The sequence below is a fragment of the Pseudomonas sp. SMV71 genome (assembly GCF_052042015.1).
GTDB lineage: Bacteria > Pseudomonadota > Gammaproteobacteria > Pseudomonadales > Pseudomonadaceae > Aquipseudomonas.
This window is the reverse complement of the sequence record NZ_JBKGGU010000016.1, coordinates 121,553-134,057: the sequence shown is the minus strand read 5'-3', so window position 1 is coordinate 134,057 and position 12,505 is coordinate 121,553. Positions and strand designations below refer to the sequence as shown.

At 62.6% G+C, this 12,505-nt stretch carries 11 protein-coding genes; all 11 read right to left on the bottom strand.

Annotated elements, in window-relative coordinates; genetic code table 11:
- Window positions 1-34: 34 nt before the first annotated feature.
- On the bottom strand, window positions 35-1,459 hold the full coding sequence (locus tag ACLEJQ_RS17980) for a PIG-L deacetylase family protein (RefSeq protein WP_440797037.1): 1,425 nt from the start codon (window positions 1,457-1,459) through the stop codon (window positions 35-37).
- 8 nt (window positions 1,460-1,467) lie between these two features.
- On the bottom strand, window positions 1,468-2,364 hold the full coding sequence (locus ACLEJQ_RS17975; protein ID WP_440797035.1) for an antimicrobial resistance protein Mig-14: 897 nt from the start codon (window positions 2,362-2,364) through the stop codon (window positions 1,468-1,470).
- A complete protein-coding gene (locus ACLEJQ_RS17970; protein WP_440797083.1) occupies window positions 2,364-3,494 on the bottom strand; it encodes a glycosyltransferase in 1,131 nt (376 codons plus the stop codon). The genes ACLEJQ_RS17975 and ACLEJQ_RS17970 overlap by 1 nt, the downstream gene beginning before the upstream one ends.
- On the bottom strand, window positions 3,478-5,235 hold the full coding sequence (locus tag ACLEJQ_RS17965; protein ID WP_440797033.1) for a carbamoyltransferase family protein: 1,758 nt from the start codon (window positions 5,233-5,235) through the stop codon (window positions 3,478-3,480). Before ACLEJQ_RS17965 ends, ACLEJQ_RS17970 begins: the two co-directional genes overlap by 17 nt.
- Window positions 5,236-5,478: 243 nt before the next feature.
- Entirely contained in the window at window positions 5,479-6,930 is a 1,452-nt protein-coding gene (locus ACLEJQ_RS17960) for a lipopolysaccharide kinase InaA family protein (protein WP_440797031.1), read from the bottom strand.
- On the bottom strand, window positions 6,930-7,682 hold the full coding sequence (locus ACLEJQ_RS17955) for a lipopolysaccharide kinase InaA family protein (protein WP_440797029.1): 753 nt from the start codon (window positions 7,680-7,682) through the stop codon (window positions 6,930-6,932). The genes ACLEJQ_RS17960 and ACLEJQ_RS17955 overlap by 1 nt, the downstream gene beginning before the upstream one ends.
- Entirely contained in the window at window positions 7,679-8,413 is a 735-nt protein-coding gene (locus ACLEJQ_RS17950) for a lipopolysaccharide kinase InaA family protein (protein WP_440797027.1), read from the bottom strand. The genes ACLEJQ_RS17955 and ACLEJQ_RS17950 overlap by 4 nt, the downstream gene beginning before the upstream one ends.
- Entirely contained in the window at window positions 8,413-9,219 is an 807-nt protein-coding gene (gene rfaP / locus ACLEJQ_RS17945; protein ID WP_440797025.1) for a lipopolysaccharide core heptose(I) kinase RfaP, read from the bottom strand. Before rfaP ends, ACLEJQ_RS17950 begins: the two co-directional genes overlap by 1 nt.
- Window positions 9,216-10,340 (bottom strand): glycosyltransferase family 4 protein, encoded by a 1,125-nt coding sequence (locus tag ACLEJQ_RS17940; RefSeq protein ID WP_440797023.1) that lies wholly within the window; start codon window positions 10,338-10,340, stop codon window positions 9,216-9,218. Before ACLEJQ_RS17940 ends, rfaP begins: the two co-directional genes overlap by 4 nt.
- Complete coding sequence (waaC, locus tag ACLEJQ_RS17935; RefSeq protein WP_440797021.1) at window positions 10,340-11,398, bottom strand: lipopolysaccharide heptosyltransferase I; 1,059 nt, start codon at window positions 11,396-11,398, stop codon at window positions 10,340-10,342. Before waaC ends, ACLEJQ_RS17940 begins: the two co-directional genes overlap by 1 nt.
- A gap of 1 nt (window position 11,399) precedes the next feature.
- Window positions 11,400-12,434, bottom strand: coding sequence for a lipopolysaccharide heptosyltransferase II (gene waaF, locus ACLEJQ_RS17930; RefSeq protein ID WP_440797019.1), 1,035 nt, complete (start codon window positions 12,432-12,434; stop codon window positions 11,400-11,402).
- Between the last annotated feature and the right edge of the window lie 71 nt (window positions 12,435-12,505).

Here is a 12,505-nt window from a genome sequence, read left to right as displayed (position 1 = left end):
GACGGGGGCACCGGGCCCTTTCTGTCATTTGTGTTCAATTCTGCCTTTCAGCAGACTTCATCAGCCAGAAAAGCTCGTGACGCCTGACCGCCTTACGGAAAAATTCGTTCTCGCCGTAGGCGGAACCGATTCGGGTAGTCAGCAAACCCTGGATCAAACGCCTCAACCGCCGTTTCAATGGCAACGGCGGTTGCAGGTCATGCATCATGCCCAGCGCCATGGCCTTGTCTCGCTGGAGCGCCACCGAGAGCGGCAGGCTCAGGGGGTGCATTGGCCGCTCCGGATCAAAGACCGGCGGCAATGCCACGCCTTCTCCCGTGTTGCCCATGGGCCAACGGTCATTGTCGTGCAGGTGATTGGCGTAGCCCAGCAACGTGGTTGGCTGCCATTCCAGGCCCGCCAGCGCTTGCATCACAGCGTCATGGGCGCAGACGTGATCAGCGTGCGGATCGAGCGTCGGATGTGGCAGCACTATCACCTCCGGACGCGCCTTGAGCAGCAGTTCGCGCAGGTCGGCCAACAGGTTGGTCCAGGTGGGCGCACCGTCAGCATCGCCCGGCAACACGAATGGGTTCATCCGACGAAACAGCCGGGTGTCGCTCAGGTCGGCTTCGCGAGAACCCTGGGGCTGATCAGGCGCCGCTTGCATGGCTGCCAGTTGCAGGCAGAAATAGCCCAGCTGTACACATCGCGATTCCGGCACCCCGGCCCAGCGGGGCACCGCAATGCTGTCCCAGGCTCGCAAGCGACCTTTGAGCCGGGCAGCTTCGACGCCATCCAGGCCCATCCGCTGATAGTGCTCGGCTTCGATTTCTCCGGCGGTCAGGGTCACGATCCAGGTTTCGTCAGCCTGGCTGTACAGCCCGTAGGCGGCCAGCTCGGCATCATCGGCATGGGGCGCGATGACCATCACCCGTTGGCGATGCAGTGGCGGCGAGGTGAAAGACCAGAGCGTCGGCTCTCCCAGCAGACGACAGAAGCGTCCGCGCAAACGCAGTTCCCCTCGGGACAACACGGCCCCTTGCTCGCTGAGGTTGAGATAGCGCAGGCCATCGACACCACGCTCGAACGTCTGTCGGTCCGGCACGTCACCGCCCGACAACTCCACGACCGGGTCAACAAAGCGCCCCAGCCAGCTGCTCTTGACCCGCAATGCCAGGATAAGCGTTGCACCGTCGTCCAGGATCACACCCTCGTCCAGCCGAAGCCGCCCGCCATGCAGGTGCACCTTGGGCTGCTGGGTAAAGGGCGGGAAGCTGTATTGGTAATCGTCCCCAGGCGAATAAAACAGATGATCGGCGAACCAGGCCTCATGGGCGACCCAGCCCACGACCGCAAGTACCAACGGCAGCCACCAGGCGACCAGCACGCCCGACAGAACCAGCACAACGAACGCGAGCAGCAGACCCACGCGCTTGTTGCGGCGATGGCGTTTGAGCAACTGTTGCTTGCGACTCATTGATGGATTCATACGGTAAACACCGGCACGGGGTTGCACCAACGGTCCTTGTACTCCCGGTCCGCCCTGCCGAACGAGAAACGCAACGGCTTGCCGGCGGCGCGGGCATGTTCCCAGGCGCTTTGGGTGTTGAGAAAGCTCAACACGCTGCCGGGACTGAATTCGCGGGTCTGCGGGTCGACGCCGCCATTGATGTATTCGACGCTGATCCACTCGGGCGCTTCGACGCGATACACCAGTTGGATGGCGATAGGCGCATCGTTGAGAAAGATCACCGAACCGATCAACCATGGGCGCAACAGTTCGATCACCTCACCCATGCGTTCGGCACCGGTGGCGTCAAAGCCCCAGCGTCGCAGGAATAAATCGCAGTAGATCGACGCCAGATCCGAACTGGAGAACGCCTCGACCGGCCGCACCAATCCGCCGGCCTCTTCCAGCAACCGCAATTCACGGCGCTGGTTGTAGCGAAACTTCTTGGACAGTTCTTCCGGCGTCCGGGCCATGGCCAGTTGTTCCTGCTGCAACTTCAAGCCACTGAAACGGCCCTGGTTGAGCTGCGACAGGTAACGTGCGCGATGGCGCAGCGGTGCCTGGGCATCGGGCGCCGCAGGCAGGATCAGCTCGGCATTGCCCAGGTCGAACAAGCCTTTTTTGCCGCAGCGCTTGAGCACGTCCTTGGACAAGGCCAGGTCGCGGCCCCAGGTGGGAATCGCGGCCTTCACTTCGCCTTGCTGTTCATACGCCAGGTAGCGCACGGGAATCCCCGCCAACGCAGCCAGGCGCTCGACCACCAGCGGATGGGTGGCCACGCTGCCGCCAAAACGCTGCCAGGCCTGGGCATATATGGATGCATCTACGGCTGTCCAGCCACGCTCGCGCCAGCCTTGGAATCGATTGAGCATCAGGCTCTCGGCGCCAGGTCGATGACTTGAGGCAAGCGCCAGAATGCTTCGCGCACAGCCTGATCCGAGAAGCGCTCACGCAAGCGGTCGAGCATCAGTTCGGCGCATTGGCGGCGCTGCTGGTCATCCATGGCTGCCAGGTGTTGCAACCCCTGGGCCATGTGTTCGGCATCGCCCAGGGGAAACAGGATGCCCACCCCTTCGACCACTTCCTTCGCACCGCCACAGGCGGTGGCCAGCAGCGGTACGCCTGTCGCCATGGCCTCGAGCAGCACCATGCCAAACGGCTCATGGTTGGAACTCAGGACAAATACATCAAAGGCACGGAAATAGCGGCGGGCGTCACATACCTGGCCGAGGAACATCACTCGATCGGCGATGCCCAGCTCAAGGGCGAGCTTGCGCAGATCCTGTTCCAGACGGCCCTGGCCGAGGATCGCCAGCTGGCTGTTAGCGGGCAGATAGGCCAATGCGGCGGCAAAGCCGCGCAACAGCGTGGCCTGGTCCTTGTCCGGGTGCAGGCGCCCGACATTACCGACAATCCAGGCGTCTGCATCCAGCCCAAGGTTGCGCCGCGCTTCATCCCGCGGCAGCAGGCCGGCCAGGGTGGCCTCCAGATCGATGCGGTTGTACAGCGTCTGGATCCGTACGGCCGGCCACTTCGCCAGGCAGCGGCGTATGTCGTCACGCACTGCATCGGAAACCCCGAGCAGGCTCAGGCGCTTGCGAAAGATATGAGCGAACAGCCGACGGGTACGCCGTTTGTAGTCGCCAAAGGCATGGTGCACGCCGATCACCGGCAAGGAGGTCCCGAGCAGGGCGATATAGATCGGCTTGAAGCGATGAGCAATACAGAAGCTGAAGTTGCGCGATGCGGCGATCTTGCGCAGGTCGCCGATGGCACCCAGCTTCAGGCCGCGAATGGCGCTGGACTTGTACTCCATGAACAGCACCTCGTCCGAGGCGCAACTGGCGGCTACCTGCGCATCCGCGACGCCGGTGAGGAACACCGTGGTCACGCGGTAGCCGGTACCCGCGAACAGGCTGGCATACTGTCGCGCGCAGTCCAGGAACGGTCCGTCATAACCGTGGCAGAACTGCAGTACCTGTCGCTCAGCCGAACGTGTCATAAGCATCCACACCCTCTTTGACCACCAGAATATCTTCCATGATCAAATACTGCAGGTCGGAGCCGAAAAACATGTTCAACGCATCGGTCGGCGAACAGATCATCGGTTCGCCACGGCGGTTGAGCGATGTGTTCAGGGATACGCCGTTGCCCGTCAGGACTTCCAGCGCCTTCATCATGTCGTAGTATCGTGGGTTGTATTCGCGCTTGAGCACCTGGGCCCGGGAGGTGCCGTCCTCGTGAACGACTTCCGGCACACGGGTTTTCCATTCCTCGGCCACTTCGAAGGTGAACGTCATGAACGGCGCGGGGTGATCGACCTTGATCATCTGTGGCGCGACGGTGTCGAGCATCGACGGGCAGAAAGGCCTCCAGCGCTCGCGGAACTTGATCTGTTCGTTGATGCGGTCGGCGACGCCACTGGCACTCGGGCAACCGATGATCGAACGTCCGCCCAACGCACGGGGGCCGAACTCCATGCGGCCCTGGAACCAGGCCACTGGGTTGCCATCGACCATGATCCTGGCGATGCGCTCGGGGGTGTTGTCGATCTTGCGCCAGGCCGGCTTGCTCGGATGGCGCGCGCACGCGGCGATCACGTCTTCATTGCTGTAGGCCGGGCCGAGATAGACGTGCTCCATCTTCTCTACCGGCACGCCACGGGCGTGTGACACATAAGCCGCCGCGCCGACCGCGGTACCGGCGTCGCCGGAAGCCGGCTGCACGAACAGTTCCTTGACGTCGTCGCGGGCGATGATCTTCTGGTTCAGCTTGACGTTAAGCGCACAGCCGCCGGCGAACGCCAGCTTGCCGGTTTCCTTGAGCACGTCCCCCAGGTAGTGATCGATCATTTGCAGCGCAAGTTTCTCGAACAGCGCCTGCATGCTGGCCGCGTAATGGATGTAAGGCTCATCGGCGATATCGCCTTCACGTTTCGGGCCGAGCCATTCGATCAGCTTCGGCGAGAAGTAGAAACCCTTGCCCTTTTCTTTATAGCGGCGCAGGCCGATCACGTTGGCGTAGTCGGTGTTGATCACCAGTTCGCCGTTCTCGAACGAAGCCAGGCGCGAGAAATCGTATTTGGTGGCATCGCCGTACGGCGCCATGCCCATGACCTTGAACTCACCGTCGAGCATTTCAAAGCCCAGGAATTCAGTGATCGCGCCATACAGGCCACCGAGGGAGTCCGGGTCGTAGAACTCCTTGATCTTGTGGATCTTGCCGTTCTCGCCGTAGCCGAAGAACGTGGTCGCGTATTCGCCCTTGCCGTCGATGCCCAGGATCGCGGTTTTTTCCTGGAAACCCGAGCAATGATAGGCACTGGAGGCGTGGGCCAGATGGTGCTCGACCGGCTCGATCTTGATCTTTTTCGGGTCGAAGCCCAATTGCTCCAGGCACCAGACGATCTTGCGACGATAACGCTTGTAGCGACGGTTACCCATCAGAATCGCATCGAGGGCACGGTCCGGGGCATACCAGTAGCGCTTGGCATAGTGCCAGCGTGCCTCGCCGAACAGGCTGATCGGAGCGAAAGGAATCGCCACCACATCGACGTCGGACGGCTTGATACCAGCCTGCTCCAGGCAGAACTTCGCCGACTCATAGGGCATGCGGTTCTTTGCGTGTTTATCACGTACGAAGCGCTCTTCCTCGGCTGCCGCGATCAGCTTGCCGTCGATGTACAGCGCTGCGGAAGGATCATGGCTAAGGGCGCCGGACAGGCCAAGAATCGTCAATGCCACAGGGGTCTAGCCTCTTAATCTGCATACGGGCGACAAGCGCCTCGAAAAAGTTGATGTGCCGCTCGCCAGGGCGCGGGGCAGCCAAAGGGGGCGATTATAACTTAAAAGCCGGCCCAAACCTCTAGCGGCGAGCCGTGGAGCTTTGTGGCGAATTACTACGACATGTATATGGGCCGTTACAGACTCCCAATACCGACTGGCGCTATCGCGAGCAGGCTCGCGATAGCGCACTGGCGGACGAACTCAGGCTTGAGTCTTGATATCTTTGGGCAGTCGCTGATCAATCACCCGATACAACCCACTGTCCTCGGGCCAGTTGCGCATGAACCGTGCCCGGTCCCGTGCGTACGCCGGGGCGAAGCTGGCCTGGGTGCGATGCTGGCACATGGAGTCGAGGTCGATCAGGGCCCAGCGGTCATGCTGCCAGAACAGGTTGTGGCCCTTGAAATCGCCGTGACTGATCCGCTCGCGGATGAGATCGGCGAACAACCGGTCCAGGGCCAGCAGTTCGGGCTCGGGCGCCTCGCCACTTTCCACGTAAGGGGCAAAGCGCTCGATGATGTCCGGCCCCGACAGATGCTCGGTGACCAAGTACGCGCCGCGGCGCAGCCACAGGAAACGCTTTTCCAGCAACGCCAAGGGCTTGGGCGTGGCGATGCCGAGGAAGGCCAGGCGGTGGCCTTCGCGCCAGGAATGCCAGGCACGGCTGGGGCGCCAGAAACGCTTGAGCCAATGGGCAAAATTCTTGATGTTGTAGCGCTTGATCACCAGGTTGCGGCCGTTCACATCGACCTTGCCGACGCTCGCCGCGCCTCCGGTCTTGTACAAGTGGCCCCGGTCCAGCAGGGCATCGGCCTGGTCCAGCACCGGTACCATGGCAGCCTCTTCTTCACGGCGGATAGCCCGCAGGCCGAATGCGCCGCGTTGCACGCTGAACAGGCTGCACTCGCGTCCGACCTTTTCCAGGAAGTCTTTCAGGCGCCAGGCCTGGACCTTGTCGATCTGCCTCTGCAGGGCCTCCATGGGCAAAGCATGCTCGGCGTTACTCAAAAGGTAGTGCACCAGCAATTCTTCGTTGAACGGCTCCAGGGACTTGGGCAACTGAGCAAAAAACACCCCCAGGTTCTCCAGCACCTTCTGTCGCGACAGGGGCTGGCCCGCCGTTTCAGCGCGAATGCCCGCACCGTCGATCAGATAAAGCTGGCCGCCGTGGCGCAGCAGGTTGTCCAGGTGCAGGTCTTCCTGCCATAGACCCTTGCTGTGCAATCGAGCGATGGCGCCCAGGGCTTCGGCCAGTACCGCGGCCTGCTCGTCGTCCAGCAACGGCAGGTGCTCGACCTGTTTCCAGGCATCCCCCAGGCTCTGGGCGTCTTCGAGCAACTCGAACAACAGCCAGCCGCCTTCGCCCTCTTTCAGGCCGTCCGCCAGCAACAGCGGGGTGGTCAACCCTTGCTCCGCCAACAGGCGCACACCTTGCAGTTCCCGCTGAAAATGCCGGGCGGCCTTGCTGCCGACCAATAGCTTGGCCAACACCGGCCGGCCGCGCCAGACGCCCGCGCCAACGTAACGCTGTCCCGGCAATACACGCAGCAGGGAAAGCAGCTGCAATTGTGCCGGGCCAGCAGCATCTGCCAGCTCCAGGCTCAACGGCAGGACGGGATGGCGACCGACGCTTTTCAGTTCTGACAAACGCATCAACGGGCTCTCTTGTGACTGCGCCGGACACTCAGGCGGCTCATCCAACTGTCCACCAGGGCGGCGTCGGGCGGCTGATCCAGGTAGGTAGACAACAATTGGCGCACATCGGCGTCACTCCAGATCGATGCCCGACGCAGCAGGGGCTCCAGGTCCTTGACCCGATCGCGCCAGCCAAACAGCAGTGGCCGGGTTTTCTCCAGGTCGATCAATTGCGCCCGATAACCGCCGGCGCTGGCTTGCAGGAAGATGTGCTTGGGGTAGAAGCAGCCGTGCACCTGATGCATGCCGTGCAGGCGCCGCGCCAATTGTCCGCAGGCTTTCAGGACAGTGTCGCGCTGTGCCGCCGTCAGGCTCGGCCAGCGCTGCAGAAGCGAATCCAGATCATCCCAGCCATCCAGGGCACGGGTCAGCAGGATGGCCCGCACCTCGCCATCCACTTTGCGCTGCCCATAGAAAACCGCTTGCAGCGCCGGAATCCCCAACTGCCGATAACGGCTGATATTGCGGAACTCCCGCGAGAAACTCGGCTCGCCAAAAGGATGGGTCCAGGTCCGCGTCAGGTAATTGCTCTGGCGCTTGAGGTAATAACCCTGTCCTTCCAGGTCCAGGCGGAACACGCTGCTCCAGCCGTCGCCCGAGGTATTGGGCTCGTCCACCGCATCCAGTTGTCGCGCCCACAAGGCATCGAAGCTGTCCAGGCCATGACGTTGCAGCAACGCCCGGTCTTCAGCGGCCAGAAAATCAGTCATTCACGCCCCTCGAAAAATCTCACCACGTGGCGGATACGCTTCTTGTCGCCTGCATCGAGGCGGTCCCGCTGGCGATATTGCAGGTAAAAACGCAGGCGCTGGGTCGCGGACAGATGGTACTTGGCCACTTTATCCAGGCACGCCAGGTCCTTGGTGATCCGGTACTTGAGCCAGAAGCCGCGCCAGAAATCACCATTCGGGCAGTCAATCAGGAACAGCTGCGCCCGGTCGTCGATCAGCAGGTTGCGCCACTTCAGATCGTTATGGGTGAAGCGGTGTTCATGCATGGTTCGGGTGTAACCAGCCAGTTGCTGACTCACACCGTTGACCCAATGGCGATCGGTCAGCCGCGGATCATGACGATCGGCCAGGGCCGACAGGTCTTCGGTGTGCGGCAGTTCACGAGTGATCATCGCACCACGGGCATAAGCGGCGCCGTTGCGCTCCAGGCCCCAGCCGACGATTTCGGCGGTGGGGATGCCCCATTTGGCGAAGCGCTTGAGGTTCTGCCACTCGGACTTGACCCGCGGCTTGCCCAGGTATCGGCGCAAGCCCTTGCCGGCCGCGACGTAGCGCTTGACGTAATAATTCACCCCATTGCGCTGCACCCGGATGACCTCGGACAGCGGGTCGCGAGTCAGGCGCTCGCCTTGCAGGGCGAATACCGCTTCGAGGCTACCGAAATCCTGCGCCAGATCGGCGTAGGCCGGCTCCAGATTCCAACCCGACATCAGAGGGCATCTCCGTAGCGCTGCTTGCGGGCATACAGCTTGTTGGCCTTGCCCTCCAGCCAGTTCAACAGCGAAGCCTCTTCGGCAAGGATCCGGCGCAGCGGCTGCTGGAAATAGCCCTTGAGAAAACGCAGCTTGTCACGGCGGGTCAAGCCGATGTCCAGGGCCGAAAAGTACAGGGCTGCCAGGTCCTTGTTGCGCCAGCGGGTGGTGATGGCGGGGCGGGTCTGGGCACGGTGCAGGTCGATCACTGACAGCTTGAAATCCTGCGGAGTGATCGGTTTGTCAGTGTGCAACAGGAAGTGACAGATGTAGCAGTCCCGATGGTTGACCCCGGCGCGGTGCATCATCCCGGTCATGCGCGCCACTTCGGCAATCAGGGCGCGCTTGAGCGTCGGTTCGGGCGGCTGCCTGACCCAGTCGATGCTGAAATCTTCGAGGCTGACAGTGGGCGCCAGCTCCTCGGTGACGATGAACGAGTGCTGGTCCGCCGGGTTACTGCCCCGCTCGCCGTAGGCGACTGCGGTCATGGTCGGCACGCCGACTTGCTGCAAGCGCTGGATCGCCTTCCATTCCTGTCCTGCGCCGAGGACCGGCAGCTTGGCGGTCACCAGATTCTTGATGATCTCGCCCCAACCGATGCCACGGTGGATTTTCACGAAAAAGCCACGCCCATCGACCTCCGTGCGCAAGGTGCGTCGGGCTTCAAGTTCGCGATAGACCTCGCCCTTGAGCGCCTCGACTTCGGCGAACGCATCGCGCCCGGCCCAAAGGCTCTTGAACGGTTCGGCCAGCATCAGTTTCATCGTGCGTGCTCCGCCAATATCACATCGGCCGCGTGCTGCGGCATGCTGTAGAGGTCGGCCGTCTCGGCGAAGGCCAGGCCGTTGCGGCTCCAGGCCGCCCGCGCATCGGTGTCGCTCAACATCCGGCCCAGGTATTCGGTGAGCTGCGCCTGTTCGAACGGCTCGTCGAGCACCAGGCCGCTATCCGCCTCGGCGATGTAGTGGGCGTACCCGCACACCGCGCTGACCAGCACCGGCAAGCCGGCCACCAGGGCTTCAAGCAATACCGTCCCGGTGTTTTCGTTGTACGCCGGATGGATCAACAGGTCGGCGCCCAGCAGGAAACGCGGGATGTCGCTGCGGCCCTTGAGGAACCGCACGTTGTCGCCGAGCCCCAGCGCGGCACTCTGCAACTGGAATACTTTGGGGTCGTCCTGGCCGATTACAAACAGCCGGGTACGTTTTTTCAGCTCTGATGGCAACGCGGCCAAAGCCTTGAGGCTGCGATCCACGCCCTTGGTCTTGAACCCGGAGCCGATCTGCACCAGCAGCAGGTCATCGTCCGCCAGCGCGAATTCGGCACGGAACGCGGCCCGGATCTCATCGGCATCGGCGGGTCGGCGACGATCCTGGGCGATGCCCGGTGGCAACAGGTGAAAGCGCGCAAGCGGCGTGTCGTAGTGCTTGATGAACAGCGGCTGCTGGACCTCGGAGATCATCAGCACTTCGGTCTTCGCGTCCTTGGCGAACACCGCCCGCTCGTACTCGGCGAAATGCCGGTAGCGACCCCAGCGCCGGTACAGAGAATTGCGCAGGTTCTGCGCCTTGTCCTCGAAGCAGCCGTCGGCGGCGTAGTAGACGTCCAGGCCGGGCATCTTGTTGAAGCCGATCAAACGGTCCACCGGGCGCCTGGCCAGGTCCGCCTCCATCCACGCACTGAGTTTTTCGTTGCGTCGATGATTGAACAGCGCCTTGACCGGCGCCACCAGCACTTCGAAGCCTGGCGGGACGTCGCCTTCCCAGATCAGTGTGTAGACACGGATCTGGTGACCGCGGCGCTGGCATTCCAGGGCGATGCGCATGAAATCTCGCTGCAGGCCACCGAAAGGGAAATACTTGTAAAGGACAAAAGCCAATTGCATCAGCGCGGCTCCTCAGCCAATAACGTGCTCAGGTGGCTGGCGACACGCTCGGGGTTCAGACGCGTGAAGCACAGCGGCTGCTCGCGTTTCAGGTCGAACCGACGCGCATCTTCGGCGGTCGGCGGATAAGTGCATTGTTTCTGCATGCAGGGGGCGCAGGGGAAATCGCTGGCCAGATGTATCTGGCCCTTGCCGTAGGCGCCAGTCAGCACCGGGTTGGTCGGGCCGAGCAATGAGATGGTCGGCACGTCCAGGGCCGCGGCCAGGTGACCGAGACCGGTGTCCACCGCCACGCAGGCCTGGGCGCCGGCGAGTACCTTGCCCATGCCGCCCAGGTTCAGCTTCGGCAGCACTTCGACGTTGCGCAGGCCTTTGGCGATGCGCTCGGCCCGGGCTTTCTCCAGCGCGTTGCCCCACGGCAGTTTCACCACCACGCCGAACTGGCCCATGCGTTCGCAGAGCTGGCGCCAGTAGAGTTCAGGCCAATGCTTGGACTCCCAGGTCGTGCCGTGCAGGAACACCACATAGGGGTACTTGCGCGGTAGTTCAACCAGACGATCGACATTCAGGCCATAGTTGCCCAGGGTTTGCGGCAGGTCATAACCGAGCGCCACGGCGAACAATTGCCGCACCCGCTCCACGGCATGCTGACCACGGGCCACCGCCAGGCGCCTGGAATAAAAGCGCGCGGCGAGAGGCTCCCGGGCCGATTGCTTATCCAGGCCGGCTACCGGAGCCTTGACGTAACGGGTCAGCCAAGCGCTTTTCAACAGGCCCTGGGCATCGATCACCAGGTCGTATTTTTCAGCGCGCATGTTTTGCTTGAAACGCCGCCACTCGCCGCTCTTGATGGTCTGCCAGAGGTTCTTGCGCCAGCGCCGAATCGCCACTGGGATGACCTTGCCCACGGCCGGGTGCCAGGTGGGAATTTCGGCAAAGCCTTCTTCCACCACCCAATCAAACTTGATCCTCGGGATCGCCCGCGCGGCATCGGTGAGGGCCGGCAGCGTGTGGACCACATCCCCCAGCGAAGAGGTCTTGATCAGCAATACCCGCAAGTTACCGGACCTCCACGGGAGTGCCCTGCAATCGCTCCAGGGCCTCGTTTACCGACGTAGGCGGGAGTTGGCGCAGGCAATTGTAGTGGCCGAAGCGGCAGGTGCGATCGAAGCAAGGGCTGCACTCGATGCCCAGGCGCACCACTTCGACCTGGTCGGCCAGCGGCGGCGTGAAGCCGGGCGAGGTGGAGCCGTAGACTGCAACTAACGGGCGGTTCAGGGCGGCTGCCACGTGCATCAGTCCGGAGTCGTTGGACACCACCGAATCGGCACAGGACAGCAGGTCGATGGCCTCGGCCAGGGACGTGTCGCCGCTGAGGTTAACCGACTCTTCCCTGAGACCGGGAATCAGCCGCGAGCGAATGTCCTCGCCCACCGGGTGATCTTTTTTCGAGCCGAACAACCAGACCTGCCAGCCTTCACGAATCTTCGCTTCGGCCACTTGGGCGTAATGCTCCGCCGGCCAGCGCTTGGACTCACCAAACTCGGCGCCCGGACACAGGGCCAGCACCGGGCGGTCCAGGCTCAGGCCGAACTTGGCCAGCGCAGCGTCGCGGCTCACCGGATCGATCACCAGGCTGGGGCGCGGATACGGTTTGGGCAACTCGGCGCCCGGCACATAGGCCAGCGCCATGAAACGCTCGATCATCAGCGGATAACGGTCCTTGTCCAGGGTGCGCACATCGTTGAGCAAGCCGTAGCGGAACTCGCCACGCCAGCCGGTGCGCTTGGGGATCCCGGCGAAGAACGGCACCAGCGCCGATTTCAATGAATTGGGCAGCAGGATCGCCTGGTCATACTGGCCGGCCAGGGACTTGCCGATGCGTCGGCGGGTCGCCAGCTCCAGCGCGCCGTGACCGAGCGGAAAGCTCAAGGCCTTGCGTACCTGGGGCATGCGCTCAAGGATCGGCCGGCTCCACTCGGGCGCCAGGACGTCGATTTCGCACTGCGGATGGCGCTGTTTCAGGCACTGGAAGAGTGTCTGCGCCATCACCATGTCACCGACCCAGCTGGGCCCAACGATCAGAATATTCATGTGGTTTCCAAAAACGCTACGGGGAGGCCTACGCCTCCCCGCCTCAAGAACACTGCAACCCATTGTGGGAG